The following is a 20,165-nucleotide window of genomic DNA, read 5'->3' as shown; positions in this document are numbered from 1 at the left end:
ATCAAACGAGTTATTCATGCAATATTCCCAGCGGGCGCAATCTGTAGCGCCCTTTTATGCTATGGCATTTGGCGAGCGAGCAGCCGCCCTCGAAGCTGCCGGTAAATCGGTTATCCGGTTTAATATTGGCGAGCCTGATTTTGGCGCACCTCCTGCTGTGCAGGCGGCTATGCAACAAGCCATCTCAGCCAACGAGTTACCCTATACCAGCGCACTGGGCACGCCAGAGCTGCGCGCTGCTATTGCTGGTTTTTACCAAACTCAGCACGGCCTGACCATTGCACCCAATCGGGTTATTGTCACGGCCGGCGCCTCAGCGGCGTTATTGTTGGTATGTGCGGCGCTGGTCGATAACGGTGATGAAGTGATGATGGGCGATCCCGCTTATCCCTGTAACCGTCAGTTTGTTACCACCTTTGGTGGCAAGGTTAACTTAGTTCCAACCGATGCAGACAGCCGCTTTCAATTGACCGCCGCGTTAGTAAAGCAACTCTGGCAGCAAGATACCAAAGCACTGATGATAGCAACCCCTTCAAACCCCACCGGCACCGCCGTTAGGGCCGCTGAACTGGCTGCTATGTGCGAGTTTGCCAAAGCCCACAACGCATGGCGAATTATCGATGAGATATACCTGAATTTAAGTGATGGAGAACACGGCGCGCCGCAGACGGCGCTAGCCTTTGACGATGACGCTATTATCATCAACAGTTTTTCAAAATATTTTGGCATGACTGGCTGGCGCCTTGGCTGGATGGTAGTGCCGGAAAGCATGGTTGCGGTCATCGAGCGGTTGGCACAAAACCTCTATATTTGCCCTTCCACACCGGCACAAATCGCCGCCATGGCTTGCTTTACACCAGACACACTGACCTTATGCGAAGCACGCAGGGAGTCGCTGTTACAGCGCCGCAGGCTTGTACTCGACGGTCTGGCTGACATTGGCCTGCATGTGCCTGTGACACCCGATGGCGCGTTTTATGTTTACATTGATATCAGTAGTACCGATTTAACCGCCATGACTTTTTGTCAGCGCCTGCTAGATGAGCAGGGCGTTGCGCTGACACCTGGCAATGATTTTGGTAACGCAGATGCCGAAAAGTACGTGCGATTATCCTACGCGACCTCTGAATCTGCCCTTGTTGAAGGCCTTGCCCGTATAAAAATGTTTGTGAGTACATTGTAGGCTTGTGGGCGAGGTTCACGAGCCTATTGATATTAGCCGGAGAAAAGCGTTAACTAAACAGCTATTACACACGCCAATATAATAATAACCAACCAGGGACTTCAATCACCAATGAAACGACTATTACTGTTAAGTGCTATTTCGCTCGCTATGGCTGGCTGCTCAGAAGCGCCGCCGCCCAGCGCAACAACCCAGGTGCCGGTGACTCAATCTGCATCTGTAGAGTCTGAAACTGAGCGGTTAAACGCTTGGTTTGAAGAAAAATACGAACAACAGCTGCAGTTTTCTCCGCTTTCACTGACCCGGCAGGGTCGCAAAGACTTATACGATCAAATTGATGATATGTCGGAACAAGCCGAAGCCGAACAGCTTGCCTGGCGTGCTGCCACCGTCAAGGAGCTTAAAGAATCCTTCGACTACGACAAGTTGGATGAAAACGCCAGGATCTCCTATGACCTCTGGATATTTCAATATCAACAGGCTAAAGAACGCGCTGAGTTTTTACGCCGCAATTACGTGTTAACGCAAATGAATGGTATGCAATCCATGCTGCCAACGCTCATCATGAACTACCACAAGGTGTCTGAGCCTGCCGATGTGGATGCCTATGTGTCGCGCTTAAAAGGGATCGGCCGTGCCGTTGAGCAACTGACCGACCGGGTTGCAATTAATGCCGACGAGGGCGTTAAAGCACCGTATTTTGCTTACGAAGGGGTAATTAAACAAAGTAAAGCGGTGATATCCGGTTATCCTTTTGAGCCGGAAAGTGATACCGACTCGTCATTGCTTGCCGATGTAAAAAGTAAAATAGCTTCGCTGGTTGAAGCCGGCAAGTTAAGTGAAGAAGAAGCGCAAACACTTACCCTGCAAGCAGAAACGGCCCTGCTCGAGCATGTAATGCCAGCCTACGACAAGCTCATCAGCTGGTTTGAAAATGATCTGCCCAATATCGACCGGGAAGCCAAAGGCGCCGGCTCCTTACCGCAGGGTGAAGCCTACTACAACTCAATGCTGGCCTATCGCACCACCACCGATCTGACAGCCGATGAAATACACCAAATCGGTTTGTCTGAAGTCGAACGAATTCTCGGTGAAATGAAAAAAATAAAAGAGCAGGAAGGCTTCGATGGTTCACTAAAAGAGTTCTTCGCTTATATCAAATCTGACACCTCCGATGAACGTTTTTATTATCCGAATACAGACGAAGGCCGTCAGGGCTATCTTGACGATGCCACGGCTTACCTGGACAACATTGAGTCTAAATTGCCAGAGTTCTTTGGCATTTTACCCAAAGCCGATTTGGTGGTGAAACGCGTAGAGTCATACCGTGAACAAGCGGGTGCGCCGCAGCATTACTTTGCCGGCTCGCCGGATGGCAGTACGCCTGGCGTGTACTACGCGCATCTGCTGGATATGACCAGCATGCCAAAGAACGAAATGGAAGCCATTGCTTATCACGAGGGCAACCCCGGCCACCATATGCAAATATCCATTGCGCAGGAACTTGAAGGCGTACCCAAGTTTCGTACCCAGTCATTCTTTAACAGCTACGTAGAAGGCTGGGCCCTTTATGCCGAATCTGTTGCCAAGGAAATGGGCGGGTATCAGGATCCAATGTCTGATTTTGGCCGTCTGGTATCAGAAATGTGGCGCGCGATTCGTCTGGTTGTGGATACGGGTATTCATGCCAAAGGCTGGTCAGAAGAGCAGGCACAACAGTTTTTTAAAGACAACTCACCGATTTCAGATGGTGCGATTAAAGCCGAAGTTCAACGCTACTTTGTGTGGCCAGGACAAGCGACGTCTTACAAGATTGGCATGCTCAAAATTCAGCAGCTGCGCGCTAAAGCAGAGCAGCAACTTGGTGATAAGTTTGATATCCGCGCGTTTCATGATGTGATTCTGGGCAGTGGGGCTGTGCCGCTGACGATACTGGAACGTATGGTAGATAACTGGATTGCTGAACGCAAAGCCTGATCATCAGGGTCTATTGACTTATTCATGCATACTATAAAGCCGGTGACTGTCACCGGCTTTTTTTGTTAACGCCTGCCCATAAGGCTTATCAACAACATCAGGCTGCATCATCAGCGCTGCGGGTTGAGCGAACCGTTAAAACTTTAACTGAAAGCCAGTATAACCATACACCGTATTATCCGGGTAGTCGCCCTGCTCTAAGGCTTCACCCTTGAATAAGTACGCCCCACCAAACTCCAGACGAAACTTGGGCAATAACTGATGGCGCCAGCGAAACTCGATTTGATTACCAATATCATCGGCGCTGCCGACCGGGGTTTTGTGATAACTAAAGTTAAGGTAACGGACCAACAAATTATCTTTCTTGGTGAATTTGCTCACCATCTTGAGCCCGACCGATACCAGGTTGCGGCGCGGCAGCGCGCGATAGACCTCGGTAGGACCAAAATCGAAGCGACGCACCCCATACAGCCCGTCAAAATCGTGATTAGTACCGTCACTACTGTCGTTATCGCCGCTAATAAGGTCGGCCACGACCTGCAACGAAGTGTTGTCGGTGATCATCTGCCCTAATGCGCCATGAAATAACCAGGCGCGTTGATCGATTTCTGTGGTGTCAGCCGGTGACGTGGTTCGATGACGGGTGCCGGATTGCAAAATCACTTCGGCATCGGCGCGCCAGTCAGTGGTATTCGGTAACGTGTAATGTGCACTCACGGTGAGGAACTGGCGGTTGGCGGTATTCAGATCAGGACCGTCTTTTTCATCTAACCAGTAACTTTGCAACTGCCAGGTTTTGCCCGGAGAATACGCATAAAAGCCATATAGCTTGCGCTCAGTATAAGACTTATCCAGTGCTCGCTCGTTATTATCAATGCTTGCTGCATCGCCAGGCAAACGGGTAACCGGCAACAGGTAAACCGCTCTGACATTCCAGTCTTGCCACTGCCAGTCACTCACGACGCCGTCGAAGGTATTCAGCGCATTACGAAAATAGGCACTGGCAATCAGCCGGCGGCTACCGTGGTCGAGCAAAAACCGGCCAACGCTGGTTTTTTTCATACTTAAATCGCTATTGGTATCGGCCTCCCCCAAAAACGAAAAATGTAATTGAACAGGTTCCAGTGTATTCACCTGCGAGCGACCCAGCGTCGGATCGTCGTTATCTAAGTAAACTCTTGAGTCACCGAGTTCTCCTACCAGCTCAAACCGCGACCATGACATCACGCCTTTCACTTGTAACTTAGAGGAGAGGCGTTGGTTGTGTTGATGAAAGCGTTCATCAGTGGTCGGGAAAAACGGGTTAGTTAAGCTTTCATAACGCAGGTTCCATTGCCCCGACACGTCAAAGGCAGGAGATTCGGCCGCGGCGGGCGAGGACAACCCAAGTATGATAGCCCCCATACTCAGTGATTGGGTAAATTTTGGATTCAGTGATCTCATGCGGTGTCTCCCGTAACTTCACTTTTGGTTTTTATATGATTAAGCGCTGACCGGTATGTCAGGTTTTAAAGCGGCTGATCTTTTGGCCGAGCTGGAGCACTGTATTGTTCACATCATTCGCAATATGATCGGTGTCTTCAATGGTTTTCTGGTTCTGATGGCCAAGCGAGTTGAGATTGCTCACGTTAGTGTTGATGTCAGAAACAACCTGGCTTTGCTCTTCCGTTGCTGCGGCAATTTGGTAAATGGTTTCATTAGCCTGGTTCACCGCGTCATTAACCTGCTCAAAGGCGGTGGCTAACTGCTCGGAGATGGTCACCACAGACTCTACTTCGCCCGCTCCCTGCTCAATGGCCGACACGGCGTTACTGACACTTTGCTCCAGGCGACCGAGCATTTCATTTATGTTTTCGGTGGATTGTTGAGTTCGGCTAGCCAGTGTGCGCACTTCGTCGGCCACCACTGCGAAACCACGCCCCTGCTCTCCGGCCCGTGCCGCTTCAATGGCAGCGTTGAGCGCCAGCAGGTTAGTTTGCTCGGCAATCCCCCGAATAACATCTAACACCGCGATAATATTTTGTGATTCTTTGGCAAGGCTGGAAATCACATCACTGGCATTACTGATTGACGTCGACAAATTCGATACATTACGCACCGAGTCATTTACGACAACCTTAGAATTACTGCTAATTTCTGATGCAAGCTTAACTTTTTCCATTGCCCCCTGACTGTTAGCCGCCGTATCGGCGACAACATGGGTTAACTCGTTCACCGCCGTGGCAATCTGTTCGAGGTTTTCATTTTGTTTATGTGTGGATGACTTAACCTTAACCGAGGCATCGTTAAGATTAGCGGCAGAACCTTTAAGATCTTCTGTATCCTGTTGAATAACAATGATGAGTTCCTGTAGGTTACTCATAAACTGATTAAACGTAGAGGCCAGTGTCGCCAGCTCATCTTTGCCCTTACTGTCGAGACGGCTGCGTAAATCACCATCTCCCTGGCTAATGTCCCGCATTACCGCAATCAGCGTATTTAAACGATCGGTAATCAGCCGTGGGGCAAAAATGATCGACAAGACACACACCGCCAACACCAGCACAACGACTATCACCAGGGTAAATTGTCCGCTTTGTGATTCTGCCTGCATATTTTTGTCGAGGGCGTTAGCGGCGTTATTTATCGACTCGCCGAGTTCATCGTAATGTCCGCGTAGTTTCTCAAATTCGGTTGAGACCCGATTGGCGCGAAGTACTGTTGCTTCTGCCAGTTGTCCGCCTTTAACCAGTGTGACAACCTGGTTTGCCCCGCTAAGCCACTTGTCATAATCCCGTTGAAACTCACTCAGATTGCCGATGGCCGCTATTTCATCTTCAACAAGTGCTCTGGCTTGCTTCATTCTATCCAATGCTTGCTGTGCATTATCTTCAAAATCGGTAACGGCTGAATCGATGTTTTGGTTGCCGTCACTTAATATCAGTACATCCTGCAATGCTGTGTGAGCCTGATATAAATCGCGATCGGCATTTAAGGTAAGTCCGACAGCATTGAGGTAACGCTGTGTAATCAATTCAGCGTTACTTGCAATATTACTTAACGCAAAAATTGACAGCACTGCTACCACACCAAACAATGCAGAAATGATAACCAACGGAAGAGCAAATTTATTTCTTATTGAGAACTGACTAAAATCTATCATATATCGCCCCAAGACCTCTGACACTCTTATCGTGACTAAAGCTTGGCACAAAATCCGCTGTTTGCAATAAACTAAAGTTTAATTATAAATTCTAAGGTGAAAGTTAATTACTATAGATCAAACGATCGACAACATTGGGAGCAGGCCAGGGGTCAAACACAGAGTTAATAGTCATAGGACAAGGGTTACATCAGGGAAAAACCAATTGAGCGCTAATCCGGCAAAGCACCCGATTATTGGATTAGACGACGTCCTGCAGACTATTCGGTAACACGACTATTATCGTCGCCAACCGTTATATCTTCACCTTCAAACATAACGGCCCTACACTTAAAATTAAGCGTTTTAAATACCTGACACACTCGGTTTGAGGCCATTTCGGTTTCAAAGGGGCCGATTCTCAGACTATGCAGCATTTGCTCCCCCATTCTCTCAGTAAATACTTTTACCTGCACGGCTCCCTGCAGAGCAGGAAACTGACGCGTGACTCTGGACCAGCCCTGTCTGGCTGCCGGCAAACTTATGAAATAAGCCAGGTGAGCGGCATAGGGTTGCCGTTGTAGTTGCGCATTACCCTCTTCAGCGGGCATCGACATGCCGCCTTCAGATGCGTCATCGGAAATGTCGTCTCCTTCTTCCGCGACCGTCGACGGGTCGCTTTCGAATGCTTCATCCAAAAGGTAGTCATCTTCTTCTGCCTCTATGTGGTCAACCTGAAGTTGCCCGGCGTATTGTGGCGGCAGGTTGGTAAGCTCCGACTGCCTGTTCACTTCGGCTAATATAATGGCAAGATCTGCTTTAAGGGCGGCAAGCTCATTAATTTGTGGCTTTACGTTTTGCCACTCCTGGATAAAAACCGTCACCTCCTCTGCTGTCATCGGCTCCTGTATTGCGGTGCCTGATTGACTGGTACAGCCGCTGATACTCAACGCAATATATGCAACAAGACTCAGCACAATCCGTGAGTGACTTCTGCAATACAACATCAAACTATGCGGCATTAAGGTGAGCTCCTGTAAAGCTTCGGTTATCTGTGAGTGTAATCGTACACAAAAATAAGCCACGCAAGATATACGCCACTTTAAAATATACATGGCATGCTTTCTGCTATTATTAGTTCTGTACTACTAACGGTTATAGGTTCGATAATGAATATTAAGCTCGTGCTATTGATACTCGCTGCCAGCTTACAAAGCTGCAGTTTAATCAATACAAATGGGACAAGCCAATCAGCCAGCACAGCTAATTTATATCAGTTGGGCACCATGCAGCATTCGCAATCCCCGCGCCTATCACAAAGCATTCAGGGCTACGCTAAAATAATGGTCGACGAAATGGCCATTAATATGCGTAACCTCGATCCCGACGGAAAAATCGCAGTAACCACCTTTGTGCGGGTTGACTCCGATCTCACGCAAAGTTCGACACTAAGCTTTGAGCTTGCCGAAGCGTTTATGTCGGAGTTACACCGATTCGGCCTGACAACCGTAGACTTCAAAGCCGCCGATTATATTCGCGTCACTGAACAGGGCGACTTTGTAATGACCCGCGATTATCTTGAACTCAAAGAAAGTATTTCAGCAACCTATGCTTTACTGGGCACCTATTTGGTACAGCACAATGGCATTAGTGTACATGCCCGAATTGTTGAACTTTCCTCGCAAACCGTACTGGCGACAGGCGAAACGACCATTCCGCCGGAGTATTTGCAGTATGTTTTGCGCCACCCTAAAAATAGCGGAGCTCACTATGAGAGTTAATCGCAACGGTAAAAACCTGTTTGGTGTGGCGTTGTTCGCCCTGTTCCTGGCGGGCTGTCAAAGCGCTGAGCAGGTCTCAACAGAAGACGTTGTGTTGGACATTTTTGCCAATGAGCAAGCAGCGTCTGCTGTTCAAAACGCCCCCCCAAACCGTGACTACTCTGTATACTCACCGGTTAATCACAATAAAGTACTGTCCGATTACGCCGAGCAAATTGTTATGCAATTAAAATTGCGCGGTCAGTTTGATAAGCCTATCGCCGTTGCCTCATACGTTGAATTTGATGACAACCTGACGACCACCAACGGTTTGGGCAATCAGCTGGCTGAAGCAGTATTAATTGAAATGTCTAACATGGGCTATCCAATGATGGATATTACCACCAGTAACGCAATTTCAATGAATGCGAACGGTAGCTTTGCCTTTAACCGCGATGCTGGCAAGTTAGCCCGCGACATATGTTGCGTATTAAGCGGCAACCTTATTTACGAACGTCGCGGCGTAAAAGTAAATACCAAATTGCTGGAGTTGCAGACGAAGCGGGTACTGGCTTCTAACAGCCAGCTTATACCGTATTTTATTGCCGAGGAATTTGGTCAGGTCAGCGCGCGCTAACGCCTACCACGTAAGCGCCTGCTCAGAGCCATCATACTGGGTTACAATACACACTCTTTGTAACGCTCTCACGCGCCGGCACATCTCATCGGCGCCGGTCCGGTTGCCGAACAGTCCGGTTTTTAGCCTGAAAATGTCGTTGCCGTTCACCGTCAGCTTTTGATAGCGCGGTGTTTGCGCTGAAAAAACCGTCGGCGCCTGACTGTTGAGGCTGCGCCATAACGCCACCAGGGATTGCTTTTCTGTCATTGCCGCCAGTTGCACACCATACTGACCTGCAATGGCTTCGGTCTGTTGCGCGTCGGTCTTTTCGACCCTGACACTCTCAGAAACAGGCGCCATTTTTTTAGCCGCCTGAGGCTCTGCTTTACTCGCCGTGGTTGGCGCAGGCACCGGAGTGACCTGTTCATTGCTATTGGCATTGGTGGTAGTGGCAGGCTCTGCAGACACCGCCAGCGCGTTCAATTGGGAGATCAGTATTTTAAACTCGTCTTCCAACGCCAATAACCGCTCGACATCTCCGCGACGAGCCTGCCAGGCATTAATGGCATCGTTGTGTTGCGGATAATTAGCCAGCAAAGTTCTGATTTCTGCGCGTTCCTCAGCGGTCAGCGGTGCAACAGTTGAGTCTGCTTCAGGTGCTTGCTGATTCGCAGGCTGGTTAGCGCAGCCACTCAACAGCGCTCCCAGTATCAGCCCAATGGCTCCGAAATACTGTCTCTTCATTGTTATCCTAATAGTTAAACTCTACCGTATTGACGTTGCAAGCCACATTCTTCGCTCGCATTAGTTTGCACACGTCCATCATACTGGCGCTATCCTGCTCTCTCTGCCCCTCTTGATAGGCAATGCCCAATATGTACTTGTCTGACTCTGATACATAATAAAACACATTGTTGAGTAAATCAGAGTCCAGACGCCGGTCCAGCAGCTTGAGATAGAGTTTGAGCATGGGTAATGACGAAAACTCGCCCGCCGCGGCAACAAACCCTCTTGCAGAGAGTAGCTCGCGCAGGGTCATATCAACACCGGTAATTAAATCGCCTTTATTTGACACCGTCACACTCTTATAGCGCTCAGGTGTCATACCGCGCTGCCGTCCGGCAGACGTATCAACTTCAATAGCATAAGTGCCGGGCATGATTTTTGTAAACAAATAATAGCCATCGAACTCTGTACGGGTAGTGGCAACGACCTCGCCTTCCTGATTCACCATATTCATTCTTACGTAAGGCGCGGCCTGCTCTTCGTCGTTCTTGGTGCGCCAGTACAATACCCCGTCCAGCTCACCGGCCCGGACGACCGGAATGTCAAATTGCTGAATACTGCCACGACGACTCGCCACTGCGAACCCATCGGTCGCCACCGTCATACTCGGATGTGTAAAAGACGACTCATCCACGACAATATCAGTGCGTCTGTTAGCCGGCAGCGACTTAAGTACTGCCAGGCCTTGCTCATTGGTCTTTTGATCGCGAAAGGCTTGCGTGGCACTTACCTCAACGTTCTCCAGGGTAGGCTCGCCTTCATTATAAGTGCCATCGAGGTTTTCGTCCTCAAACATCCTGAGCACAACCGCGCCGGATTGAGACAAGGCCCGGCCCGAAGTAAAAAACGTGTTCGTCGCACTGTCGTAGCCAAGGCCAAACCGAAGTATCAGGTTGATACTCCAGTCCTGTCCTTCGGCATAGTTAGCAACACCGCTCAATGAAACATTATCGCCCAGCCAGTTTAAGCGAAGATCGTAGCGCGAACGCTCTGACCTCACATCGTAGGTATAACGCAGTTCAGAGGTAAGTTTATTGGTAATTGGGTAATTCAGGGACGTACCGACTGAGCTAAAACGGGTATCAGGATCAATTTCATACTCGCCAAAAAAGCGTGTAAATACCGGCCCAAAGCGATTCCGATAGGCCAGCGAACCGAGCGTTGACTCAATTGGCGCAGCGCTATCGGGTTCGGCACCAGGCGATGTTTCCTTTTGCCACAGTACACCGTGAGAAAATGATCCCCAGGAAGAGTTAATACCTAAGGCATTCTGAAACTGCTGATTGACACCGCCGTTAGGCAGTTCGGAGCGCGTCCATACATTTTGATAGTTAAGCGGCGTGCCAAAGCTGGCAAACAATGCCCCGGAGAAGCGCAAATTAATGTCTTCGGTAATGGGCTGAACTACACCCGGTTGCTCAAGCAATGATTCATTGAGCAGTTCACTTCGACGGTAGGTGGAATCTATACTCACCCCGGCAATCTGCGTGCGGAATGAGTGCAGCATGGTTCGGCGCTCATCATTTTCAAGCTGAAAAATGCTATTGATTAAACCCAATCCACCCAGCACCAGATTTGAACGCAGGGCGAGACTTTCGACCTTGTCGCCTTGCTCCGGTGAAAAGTAAGAACCGCCCACGCCAAATGACAGCCAATCGGTTACGCCATAGTCATATGACAAGCTTACTAACGGCCCCAAACGGGTTGGATCATCAGTGAAATCTCCCACACCTAACAGTGACTCGTTACTTTGCACCGCCGAAAACTGCAATAAACTCTCGCCCTGCTCAGCAATGTTAGAGTCAACATAATATGACTCCTGGCGACGCTCTATTTGCCCCTGAGGGCCATAAAATACAAATTCAAAATCGTTTTGCCCAAACCCCAGTTCTACATCGTTAAATTCGTATCGACCTTCGGTCACACTGGTGCGGTTGTCAATCAGAACACCGTTTCTGTACAACTCTATATCCCAGCCAACCTGGATTTCACCGACCAGATTGACCCGCCGGTTATCGACAATACCGTAGCGGGCGTTGCTCATTCTGAACCCCCGTCCCTGCGCCTGCGTATCCCCCGCGCCAATATTGACCGGTGTAACGTCGCCAAAGGCGTACTCGGTCATTTTTAGCGGCCCCAGTAAATCTGCGTTATTTGATTGTCTTGATAAGTTCAGGCGCGCGTCAACTAAACCATTGTTGTCGTTACCCGACAAAAAGACCTGGCTGGAAAAATAGCCGGCATCCTGGCTTGAAAGCAGCGAGTAAGACGCATCGGTCGTTGATTCTTTAATTCGGGTAGATGCCTGGACATCCAGTAACGGTGTTGACAGCAATTTATAACCGTTTTCTTTAACGGGTAAGACTGACTTTGAGAAAGAGGTATTTTTATCGAAACGTTTTCGCTGTCTGGCCAAACGTTGTTCAATGGGAAAAGGCTCGCTGGATGTGAGCGCAATGTTCAACTGTGCCTCATCAATAACCGTATTGATGCCAAACCATCGCTCAATATCAGCCAGTTCGATGTATATATCGTCCTGGATGTTATATCGCGCCGGCGCAACAGAATAGAGCTCAGAGCCTGCCATCACCGACAGCGACTCATCGGCCTGTTGCTGCAACGCAAAGCTGTTTTGCTGGGCGATAAACCAACCCGATGCCGTTACGTTTTCGATATCAACATCGATGGCAAAATCGACCAACTGCGTAAACTCCTGCAGCCCGAGTCGATATCCGTTGGGACTGCGAATAGCGAATACATCGCCCAAAAACAAATCACCCAGTTGCAACGAATAGATAAGCTCTTCGCCCACCGCAAAACGACTCTCAAAAGCGCTTGGCGGTGCGTTAGCTACCTGGTCAGCGCCGACCGCAACAGTGCTTTCATTGGATTGATTCTGAACTTGCGGCTGAGGCTCAGGTTGAACGGCAGTCTCAGTCCTGGTTTGCAGCGCGTCTGAAGGCGTTTGCAACGGCTCGGGCATTGATTTGTTCTGCGCGGTCTGTGGTGTTGTGGTGTTCTGTGCCCGCGCCTGGTAAATAGTGTTAATACGCTTGATGGTTTGCCGCACATCCTCTGGTAACACAATTTGTGCGCTGGCCTGAGAAATAACACTAACTATCGTTATCACGGCAGCGACCAGCAGCTTACCTGCTGCTGGTATGGTCAATCGCAAGAGCAACCGTAGTATATTCAATGTTATTCAGCTACATATGAGCAATAGTGTTATTGTGATATTACATCAATATCTGATTTATTAAACCGCAGCGTTTCATCGACATATACCATCCCTTTAAAATCTCTGACTCCCTCGTAGAGAATTCGCAGTGTGCCGTCCTGGGGTTCAAAGTCAGTTTTAGCCCAAACCAGCTGTGTTGTCGCATCATCAAGTTCAGCCCACAAATTATAGTCGGCACGTTTAGCAATCAGCTGTTCTTTGCCACCATCCGGCGTCCAGAACGCAGAAATATCACCGCTGGATGAATGTAACCCCTGGCGAGATAATCTAACGGTGACTGATCCCGAACTTTGATTAGGGTCATAAGCCAAGGTGGTGTCTTCTAACTTAACAGCACTATCGTAACTCCCTTGCTGTACTGACACCGGCACCGCAAAACTTACCGTCATATTGATTTGCATGGAGGTCCCGGAGCCAGCGCCGCTGTTATCATTTGACGACGGTAACGCTTTAAACAGTAAATGGGAGCGGTACTCACCATCCGCCAGGTCACGTGGGCGTCGCAATGCCAGCTTGATCACTTGTCGCTCACCAGGCTTAAGCGTTACCTGTCGCGGTGCAAATCTGAGCATCGGGCTCGCTAACGGTAACCCGCTGATGTCTTCTTTTTTGACCTCCTCATAACCCCCTTCCGCTAAGGCGATATTCTCTCGCCAACTTAATCGGTAGGTATTGGTTGCCTGGGAGGTATTCGTCAGCGATAACTCTGCAGTACGCTCATTCTCGTCAAACGAAACGCGCACCGGATATATTAATAAATTTGCGGCTGCATTAAACGTAGCGAGCAATAAGACTACGATAATAAAAGGAAGGGTTATTGTTTTTTTCATTTTGTACCTTCAGTAACTTATGTCAATTGCCAGGTCGATGTTGTAGGACGCAGGACTAATATACGTGCCTCCCAAACCCGAGGTTTCAAGAACACCACCAATAGAAAATTGTGCGATACCTGCCGGTCCGGCATTCACCGACGCGGGCATGTCAACGGCGCGTAAAACAAACTGCTGTGTACCAGGAATTGTTGAAGAAGAATATGCGGGCACATTGGCAGTCAGATTAATGACCGTATACGGAGGCAGATCGGTAAGAGAATATACGCCGGGGGTTCCCAGCTCTAAAATGTAAATACTATTTGTTGCACTTGCCCGGCCTGTCCGCGACATTTGCACACTACTCACGGAGCTGTTATTCGTAACGGCTATTCTACCAAAACTAAAAGGGCTGTCGGTTAATAGCTCGCCTTTCACAGAAAAGCATGAAAACAACCCTAGTAAGCATATACAGCAACTGCGATTGTTAATTAACCACATAAAATAACAGGCCAAACAAGGAATGCTTTAAGCATACATCGTTTAGCCTGAATTTTCATGAATTTAGTAATTAGTAACTTACAGTTACGTCAAAATCACCAGTATAAGAGGTGTTTTCGTATTGAAGGCTGGCGGTAGTCGGATCGGTAATGATCGTTGCGCCAACGGTAAAGGCAATATCACCCACATTATCAGCAGTCACAGTGGTGGTTACTGCGCCCGGCGTGCCTGAAGACTGATACGCGGTAAAATCAAGTAACCTGAAGATTGGCGCGCCTGCCGGAGCCGGGTTAAGGGCCAAATCTGCCGTTGTTGGCAACGTTAAAGTAAGCACGGTAAATGGTGCCAGACCGGCTACTGCGAACTCAGGACGCGTAGGCGTGCCGCCAACGTTTTGGATAACCGCGGTACCTGTGGCAGTACACGCCGTTGAACCCGCGGTTCCAAGCGTTGCGTTTAGAGCAGAAGCAGGGTTTGCCGGCATGGTTAAACCAACACAATTTACAGCTGCTGAGCCATCGGCAGTGGCGCGAAGGGTACCAAAATCAAGAGTACCGGTTTGGGTAAACGCAATGGTATTATCGACCGTTAACGTAACGGGTACAGTTACAGTTTCTGCAGAAGCTGAACCGGCCAGGGTAGCAATTAACGCGGTACCAATTACCGATAAATTTTTATTAAAAGTTTTCATATGAAATCCTAATTAGGTAATAAACAACGCTTTTTAGTTATCTTTTATATGTGGATAACTCCCAGCGCCGGAGTCTGTATCGGCATGCCGCGCCGAATCTTTAGCCATAAATTTGATTTTTATAGCTTTTCCGCGCGAATCTTACATTTCGTCGCCGAATTCAAATACGGGCGGTAATCAGTTAAAATCACCTGTAACCAACAACGGTTAATATTTGCTCAACTCGGCCAAAAGGTAAATACTGCGGCATAATGTAGACATCTCAAAAAAAGTGTAGCCTAAAAAAAAAGGTTGACATTGTTATTATATTAAAACGTGTTGCCAAACGATGACGAGAAGCATTGACAATATTCCCTGAGCCTAAGCGTATTGTCGAACACCACATCAAACGTATTGCGCTAACCAGCGCATGATCACATGGCTTGAGCCGTTGCCATCAGTGACATTTGCTATACGCTCCCTGAGCAAGCGTTTCGTCGTTTCATCGTCAATCAGGCATCAGTTATTTAATGTTGCAGGCGGGAATTTTGTGGTTGATGAGTATAACGATCTATAACTTTGTATCGATCGTTATATGCTTTTTACTGATCCTGCCGGTGTCGCCTTTACATCCAGCCATGGTTTCAAATTGCCGGGAACGGCGTATCAAATCGAAACATTTTACTAATGCTCGTTTTTTAAACTTTTGGGTAATTGTCGGAGCGAGTTACCGTCTATATCATCTGCGACCGCCACACTAAGCTGTTGGTGCGGGTACTGTGACCAATAGCTTCTGGCATTGTTTGCAGATAATGCAGCGCTTCACCGCAACTGGGCGTTAAACTTGAGCAACATTTCATTTTTTAACTGACTAAGGTGATTATTTAGCTACTATTTAAGATGTGATGTGAAACAGGCACGGGCAACAACAGAGCGGGTAATGAATAAAAGATACGGACTCCCTCAATTTTTAGGAGTTAGTCTACTCACTTTTTTTGTAATTGCAGTGACCTATAAACTAGGTTTTGCAACGCAAAATATTGTCACTATCTGGCCTTCAGCTGCGGTGACTTACTGGGTTGCCCGAAAATATGGCAAACGCGCTCTGTTGCCAATAATCATTGCCGAAAGCTTTCATGCTTATTTGTTCCTCAACATTCTACCACTTGCCTATTTAGTACCGGTTACTAATGCATTCGCTGCCTACCTTGGGGTACTGGTAGAAAGACGCTTTAATTCCCAAAACAATCCTCTTACTTCTCTCCCTCATATCATCGCCCTGGTGTTTGGTGGCTTTCTCACTCTTGCAGTCTCAGGAGCCATCCTGGGGGGCAGCATAATGGTTTACGTTTATAAAATTGAAGATTGGCCCGAACTAATCTGGCTGTGGATCCTGAGTGATTATACAGGCCTGATTATGCTCGCGCCCTTGCTAATTATTTTTGAGCAGCCGAATAAGGGTATAACATCGGGGGAAATATTATTGCGGATTCTGCCAATCCTGACAGCCATCCTGGTCATTTGGGTAATGGGTGAAACTCAATTGTTAGCCCATCAGGGTTATTACATTGTAAGCATGATATTAACCCCTCTGGTTTTGTTACTGGCTTTTAAGCAGCAAACCCATTATTTGTGCATCAACTATACATTGGTTTGTTCAGGTGCATTGCTTGCCATTCTTAGTTCTATTGACGGCGATTTAACCGCCAATCTCTGGCTAAGTAATCAACACTATATTACTCAGGTGATACTAATTGGTTATGTGGTTCATGCAGTTAATTTACAACGAATGCAACTGTTAAAAAACCTCCGGGAAGAAAGGGATCTATTGGAAAACCGGGTTAACCTGCGCACCGAACAGTTGGCTGAAGAGGTAGCAGCGAATAAACGAATTGCGCTAGAAATGGAGCGTCTGGCAACCATCGATTCACTTACGGAAGTACTTAATCGAAGGGCTTTTCAGCAACAAGTCGACAGTGAAATGATCAAGGCACAACGATCTTTAAACCCGCTCTGCCTGGCCATGATGGATATCGATTATTTTAAACAGGTCAACGATCGGTATGGTCATGCTGCGGGCGATCTGGTTCTAATCGCGGTGTGTAATGCGATAAAGCAACAAATTCGCGCCGATATAGACATTTTAGGCCGCCTGGGAGGCGAAGAATTTGCACTGTTATTACCTGATACCCGCCTTGAAGAGGCACAGAGCTGTCTCGAGCGGTGCAGAAGAGCAATCGCTGAACTGGCCATTCCATTCGATTACAAAAATGAAAACGTCACAATTCGGGTTACCTGTAGCTTTGGGCTTGCGGCCCAGTCGGCCACCAACTGGTCGCGGGATCAGTTATTGATTGATGCTGACAATGCGTTATACCAAGCTAAAAAAACGGGCAGAAACAAGATCATCATCAGCAATTTATAGGCTGCGTTTTTGCGACCCCGCTGACAACGAGAGAGCAAAGCACATTTTCAAGCGAGGCTTTTTAAGAATGGTGCCTCGACCCGGGATCGTGACTCACGGTTACCGGCAGGCGGCACGCCCGCGTGTACAATTTACCGAGAGTTTTTGACATCAGGATCAAAAAAGCCCTCGCATTTCTGCAAGGGCTCCAATGATGGTGCCTCGACCCGGGATCGAACCAGGGACACGCGGATTTTCAATCCGCTGCTCTACCAACTGAGCTATCGAGGCGAAACTGTTTAGCGATTTGACGTTTGCCGTCTCGCTGTGGGTGCGTATTTAACGAGTTTCGCGCTTTTAAGTCAACCGTTTTTTCGAAGAAATTTGTTCGACTGCGCGTTCTTTAGTCAAATTGCGCTCAATTTGACTTATTTGGCGGAACATAGCCCTCAATAGTGGGCTCTTTACCCTCAAATAAGAAGGCTTCCATTTGCGCTTCTAAAAACTTGCGGTCCGTTGGTTCCATCATATTGAGCTTTTTTTCGTTAATCAGCATGGTTTGCTTTTTTTGCCATTCGCCCCAGGCTTCTTTGGAAATACTCTCAAAAATTCGCTTTCCCAGTTCTCCGGGATAAAGCTGAAAATCAAGCCCGTCGGCTTCTTTATCGAAATGGGCGCAATGTACAGTTCTAGGCATAATCATTCTCCGTGGGGCTTTGCCCTCATTATAACTGTTTGGTTAGTCCTGTGAGGATTCTTTTTACTGGTGTGGGTACGCCAATGGTCAGTGACTGGCTCAAATCAACCCAGCGATGGGTGTCTTCGCTAATTCCGGCTGGTAACGACCGACATTCAATAAGTATGGGCTGAATATCCAAATGATAGTGACTAAAGGTATGACGAAAACCCGGTAACGCATCGGTGTTAAAGTCACTGCCGGTAACCGACCTCAGTGCATGGGGTAAACTGGTGTCGGTGTCACCTTCCACAAAACTCCACAGGCCGCCCCATATGCCACTTTGTGGTCGCTGGGTTAACAGCACACTGCCCTGATAAAACGGGATCCACATGATGGTACGCTTTACCGGTAAGATTTTTTTCGGCTTTTTACCCGGATAATCACTTTGCTGCCCCTGAGCGTAGGCAATGCAATCACTTTGCAGCGGGCATTGATCGCACGCCGGCTTACTGCGGGTACAAATCATGGCACCCAAGTCCATCATGGCCTGTGTGTAGTGATGCGTTCGGGTGGCAGGCGTATTCGCCGTAGCATGCTGCCACAGCGTGTCTTCTACCGCACGCTTACCCGGCCAGCCAGAAACAGCATAATACCGCGCTAATACGCGCTTTACGTTGCCGTCTAAAATGGGGTGTGACTGCCCACAGGCAATCGATAGTATCGCCCCTGCCGTTGAACGGCCTATGCCGGGCAACGCCATGACCTGCTCCAGCGTTTGCGGAAATTCACCGTTGTGTTGCACTGCAATTTGCTGCGCCGCTTTATGCAGGTTGCGCGCCCGCGCATAGTAGCCAAGACCGGTCCACAGGTGCAGTACATCGTCTTGGGGTGCATCAGCCAGCGACACAACGTCAGGAAAACGCTGCATAAAGCGTTCAAAATAGGGTATCACGGTAGTCACCTGAGTTTGCTGCAACATAATTTCTGACACCCATACCCGGTATGCAGAAATTTGTTGTTGCCACGGCAGGTGTTTACGGCCATTGGCGTCGAACCATGTTAATACCCGGTCTGAAAATGAACTCACACTGCTCCTCTCTGAATGACAGCTCTATTATTTTGGCCCTGAGTGTATCAGTGATTGCACCAATACCGTAGTGCCTGATACGCTCGCCTTGTTGAATCTAAAGGACAGACTATGCGTTACGTATTTTTACCCGGCACCTTATGTGACGAACGGGTTTGGTTGCCAATATGGAAGCAGTTGAGTCTGCCGTCACGGGCCTACGTACCTTTACAGTGGGCAAACTCGTTAGACGAAATGCTCGCACTCACCACCGATCGCACAGATCCGGACGGCAAAAGCCATCTCATTGGTCATTCTATGGGGGGTTATATCGCAGCGCTATGGGCCCTTACTTTTCCGCAAAAGGTGGCTTCGTTAACTATTCTGGGGTATGCACCCGGCGGTTTATCCGAAGCAGAGCTGCAACGCCGCCAGCAACTGCTCCGGCAGTTGGCAACAGGTAAGGTAAACGTCACGGCACAAGGCTATTTGCAAAATATGCTGCTGGCACCGCATCAAGAGACCTTATTACCCGTTCTCACCGACATGGCCGACGATTTAGGCAGTGCCACACTCAAAGCGCATATTCAAAGTACCACGCCACGCAAGGATCTCACGGCACCGTTAAGTCAGCTGGACTGTCCGGTAAGGCTGGTTGCCGCCAGGCAGGATACCGTCGCGCCATTGCCGGCAATGCAAGCCGCCTGTAAGCAAATTAACGGGGCTGAATTAACCATTATTGAAAATAGCGGCCATATGATGCTTCTTGAGCAACCCAAAGCCGTGGCGGAGTTACTCGAGACTCTGGTATCACCGTCGTAAGTAAGCCGCAATGGCAAGGGCGCCAGAGTTAAATGCCATATCAAGGGTGCGACAGGCATCACTGCTCATCCAGGTAACGTCATACACTTCAGTGTTATCGGCGGTGAGTTGCGGCCGGTTAGTCAGCGTAGCGGTATAAAAAATATCGAGGGTCGGGTATTCCAGCTCTTTATAGGCATAAAGATTTGGCCACGCGCCCAAAAAGGCCAGTTCACTATCGAGCTGAATGGCCAGTTCCTCCTGGCATTCCCGGCGTAATGCCTGCTCAGCGGTTTCTCCGCGGTTAACAAACCCACCGGGCAAGTCCCACATCCCGGCCTGCGGTGCTTTACTGCGCTTAACCAATAAAATATGTTGTTGGTGTACCAGTACTACACCTACCGCAGCCGCAACATTGCGAAACAATTCAAAATCACATTGCTCACAGCCGTATTGATTGCCATCATGGCTCAACAGAGCAAGGCTACCGCAACGCGGACAATAATTCTTTGGCATGCTGTTATAATCCTCTTCCTTGGCTTACGCTTAAT

17 protein-coding genes and 1 tRNA gene are annotated in these 20,165 nt (G+C 48.6%); 6 read left to right on the top strand and 12 right to left on the bottom strand.

Features of this window, described 5'->3' with window-relative positions; all coding sequences use genetic code 11:
• Positions 1 to 16 precede the first annotated feature (16 nt).
• Both OIK42_RS03245 and OIK42_RS03240 read left to right on the top strand, forming a co-directional pair.
• Positions 17 to 1,183 (top strand): pyridoxal phosphate-dependent aminotransferase, encoded by a 1,167-nt coding sequence (locus tag OIK42_RS03245; RefSeq protein WP_273638349.1) that lies wholly within the window; start codon positions 17 to 19, stop codon positions 1,181 to 1,183.
• 111 nt (positions 1,184 to 1,294) lie between these two features.
• Positions 1,295 to 3,160: a DUF885 domain-containing protein gene (locus OIK42_RS03240; RefSeq protein ID WP_273638348.1), complete on the top strand. Its 1,866-nt coding sequence runs from the start codon at positions 1,295 to 1,297 to the stop codon at positions 3,158 to 3,160.
• Positions 3,161 to 3,295: 135 nt separating this feature from the next.
• On the opposite strand, the gene OIK42_RS03235 is transcribed toward OIK42_RS03240, so the two are convergent.
• From OIK42_RS03235 to OIK42_RS03225, 3 genes are all read right to left on the bottom strand, one after another.
• Positions 3,296 to 4,603, bottom strand: a complete 1,308-nt coding sequence (locus tag OIK42_RS03235; protein ID WP_273638347.1) for an alginate export family protein — start codon at positions 4,601 to 4,603, stop codon at positions 3,296 to 3,298.
• Positions 4,604 to 4,661: 58 nt separating this feature from the next.
• Positions 4,662 to 6,302 carry a methyl-accepting chemotaxis protein gene (locus OIK42_RS03230; RefSeq protein ID WP_273638346.1) on the bottom strand — a complete coding sequence of 547 codons (1,641 nt, stop codon included), beginning with the start codon at positions 6,300 to 6,302 and terminating at the stop codon, positions 4,662 to 4,664.
• Positions 6,303 to 6,562: 260 nt separating this feature from the next.
• Entirely contained in the window at positions 6,563 to 7,180 is a 618-nt protein-coding gene (locus tag OIK42_RS03225; RefSeq protein WP_273638345.1) for a hypothetical protein, read from the bottom strand.
• A 387-nt stretch (positions 7,181 to 7,567) separates the two neighbouring features.
• On the opposite strand from OIK42_RS03225, the gene OIK42_RS03220 reads away from it, so the two are divergent.
• Both OIK42_RS03220 and OIK42_RS03215 read left to right on the top strand, forming a co-directional pair.
• A complete protein-coding gene (locus OIK42_RS03220; protein WP_273638344.1) occupies positions 7,568 to 8,062 on the top strand; it encodes a FlgO family outer membrane protein in 495 nt (164 codons plus the stop codon).
• A complete protein-coding gene (locus tag OIK42_RS03215; protein WP_273638343.1) occupies positions 8,052 to 8,678 on the top strand; it encodes a FlgO family outer membrane protein in 627 nt (208 codons plus the stop codon). The genes OIK42_RS03220 and OIK42_RS03215 overlap by 11 nt, the downstream gene beginning before the upstream one ends.
• A gap of 3 nt (positions 8,679 to 8,681) precedes the next feature.
• On the opposite strand, the gene OIK42_RS03210 is transcribed toward OIK42_RS03215, so the two are convergent.
• The 5 genes from OIK42_RS03210 to OIK42_RS03190 all read right to left on the bottom strand — a co-directional run bounded on the left by OIK42_RS03210 (position 8,682) and on the right by OIK42_RS03190 (position 14,685).
• The gene (locus tag OIK42_RS03210) at positions 8,682 to 9,404 is read right to left on the bottom strand and encodes an SPOR domain-containing protein (protein ID WP_273638342.1); all 723 of its coding nucleotides are present in this window, start codon (positions 9,402 to 9,404) and stop codon (positions 8,682 to 8,684) included.
• Between the two features lie 7 nt (positions 9,405 to 9,411).
• Complete coding sequence (locus OIK42_RS03205; RefSeq protein ID WP_273638339.1) at positions 9,412 to 12,615, bottom strand: SdrD B-like domain-containing protein; 3,204 nt, start codon at positions 12,613 to 12,615, stop codon at positions 9,412 to 9,414.
• A gap of 56 nt (positions 12,616 to 12,671) precedes the next feature.
• Entirely contained in the window at positions 12,672 to 13,514 is an 843-nt protein-coding gene (locus OIK42_RS03200) for a fimbrial biogenesis chaperone (protein WP_273638337.1), read from the bottom strand.
• Positions 13,515 to 13,523: 9 nt separating this feature from the next.
• Positions 13,524 to 13,847: a hypothetical protein gene (locus OIK42_RS03195; protein ID WP_273638335.1), complete on the bottom strand. Its 324-nt coding sequence runs from the start codon at positions 13,845 to 13,847 to the stop codon at positions 13,524 to 13,526.
• Positions 13,848 to 14,064: 217 nt separating this feature from the next.
• A complete protein-coding gene (locus OIK42_RS03190; protein ID WP_273638333.1) occupies positions 14,065 to 14,685 on the bottom strand; it encodes a DUF4402 domain-containing protein in 621 nt (206 codons plus the stop codon).
• A 919-nt stretch (positions 14,686 to 15,604) separates the two neighbouring features.
• On the opposite strand from OIK42_RS03190, the gene OIK42_RS03185 reads away from it, so the two are divergent.
• Positions 15,605 to 17,089, top strand: a complete 1,485-nt coding sequence (locus OIK42_RS03185) for a sensor domain-containing diguanylate cyclase (RefSeq protein WP_273638331.1) — start codon at positions 15,605 to 15,607, stop codon at positions 17,087 to 17,089.
• Positions 17,090 to 17,283: 194 nt separating this feature from the next.
• Here the strand turns inward: OIK42_RS03185 and OIK42_RS03180 are convergent.
• The 3 genes from OIK42_RS03180 to mutY form a co-directional block, all read right to left on the bottom strand.
• A tRNA-Phe gene (locus OIK42_RS03180) sits at positions 17,284 to 17,359 on the bottom strand.
• 127 nt (positions 17,360 to 17,486) lie between these two features.
• Complete coding sequence (locus OIK42_RS03175; RefSeq protein WP_273638329.1) at positions 17,487 to 17,765, bottom strand: oxidative damage protection protein; 279 nt, start codon at positions 17,763 to 17,765, stop codon at positions 17,487 to 17,489.
• Between the two features lie 28 nt (positions 17,766 to 17,793).
• Positions 17,794 to 18,834, bottom strand: coding sequence for an A/G-specific adenine glycosylase (gene mutY, locus OIK42_RS03170; protein WP_273638327.1), 1,041 nt, complete (start codon positions 18,832 to 18,834; stop codon positions 17,794 to 17,796).
• A 111-nt stretch (positions 18,835 to 18,945) separates the two neighbouring features.
• Between mutY and OIK42_RS03165 the strand changes: the two genes are divergently transcribed.
• The gene (locus tag OIK42_RS03165) at positions 18,946 to 19,635 is read left to right on the top strand and encodes an alpha/beta fold hydrolase (protein WP_273638325.1); all 690 of its coding nucleotides are present in this window, start codon (positions 18,946 to 18,948) and stop codon (positions 19,633 to 19,635) included.
• On the opposite strand, the gene OIK42_RS03160 is transcribed toward OIK42_RS03165, so the two are convergent.
• Complete coding sequence (locus OIK42_RS03160) at positions 19,624 to 20,130, bottom strand: NUDIX domain-containing protein (RefSeq protein ID WP_273638323.1); 507 nt, start codon at positions 20,128 to 20,130, stop codon at positions 19,624 to 19,626. The genes OIK42_RS03165 and OIK42_RS03160 overlap by 12 nt on opposite strands.
• Between the last annotated feature and the right edge of the window lie 35 nt (positions 20,131 to 20,165).

It is taken from the genome of Alteromonas gilva (genome assembly GCF_028595265.1).
Taxonomy (GTDB): Bacteria; Pseudomonadota; Gammaproteobacteria; order Enterobacterales; family Alteromonadaceae; genus Alteromonas; species Alteromonas gilva.
The sequence above is the reverse complement of the archived record's forward strand: the minus strand, read 5'-3'. Positions and strand labels throughout refer to the sequence as shown.

What these genes read in the sequence shown, in the direction of transcription:
- OIK42_RS03245 (WP_273638349.1), top strand. Translation starts at nt 17, where the DNA reads ATGCAATATTCCCAGCGGGCGCAATCTGTAGCGCCCTTTTATGCTATG.
- OIK42_RS03240 (WP_273638348.1), top strand. Translation starts at nt 1,295, where the DNA reads ATGAAACGACTATTACTGTTAAGTGCTATTTCGCTCGCTATGGCTGGC.
- OIK42_RS03235 (WP_273638347.1), bottom strand. Translation starts at nt 4,603, where the DNA reads ATGAGATCACTGAATCCAAAATTTACCCAATCACTGAGTATGGGGGCT.
- OIK42_RS03230 (WP_273638346.1), bottom strand. Translation starts at nt 6,302, where the DNA reads ATGATAGATTTTAGTCAGTTCTCAATAAGAAATAAATTTGCTCTTCCG.
- OIK42_RS03225 (WP_273638345.1), bottom strand. Translation starts at nt 7,180, where the DNA reads ATGACAGCAGAGGAGGTGACGGTTTTTATCCAGGAGTGGCAAAACGTA.
- OIK42_RS03220 (WP_273638344.1), top strand. Translation starts at nt 7,568, where the DNA reads ATGCAGCATTCGCAATCCCCGCGCCTATCACAAAGCATTCAGGGCTAC.
- OIK42_RS03215 (WP_273638343.1), top strand. Translation starts at nt 8,052, where the DNA reads ATGAGAGTTAATCGCAACGGTAAAAACCTGTTTGGTGTGGCGTTGTTC.
- OIK42_RS03210 (WP_273638342.1), bottom strand. Translation starts at nt 9,404, where the DNA reads ATGAAGAGACAGTATTTCGGAGCCATTGGGCTGATACTGGGAGCGCTG.
- OIK42_RS03200 (WP_273638337.1), bottom strand. Translation starts at nt 13,514, where the DNA reads ATGAAAAAAACAATAACCCTTCCTTTTATTATCGTAGTCTTATTGCTC.
- OIK42_RS03195 (WP_273638335.1), bottom strand. Translation starts at nt 13,847, where the DNA reads ATGTCGCGGACAGGCCGGGCAAGTGCAACAAATAGTATTTACATTTTA.
- OIK42_RS03190 (WP_273638333.1), bottom strand. Translation starts at nt 14,685, where the DNA reads ATGAAAACTTTTAATAAAAATTTATCGGTAATTGGTACCGCGTTAATT.
- OIK42_RS03185 (WP_273638331.1), top strand. Translation starts at nt 15,605, where the DNA reads ATGAATAAAAGATACGGACTCCCTCAATTTTTAGGAGTTAGTCTACTC.
- OIK42_RS03175 (WP_273638329.1), bottom strand. Translation starts at nt 17,765, where the DNA reads ATGCCTAGAACTGTACATTGCGCCCATTTCGATAAAGAAGCCGACGGG.
- OIK42_RS03165 (WP_273638325.1), top strand. Translation starts at nt 18,946, where the DNA reads ATGCGTTACGTATTTTTACCCGGCACCTTATGTGACGAACGGGTTTGG.
- OIK42_RS03160 (WP_273638323.1), bottom strand. Translation starts at nt 20,130, where the DNA reads ATGCCAAAGAATTATTGTCCGCGTTGCGGTAGCCTTGCTCTGTTGAGC.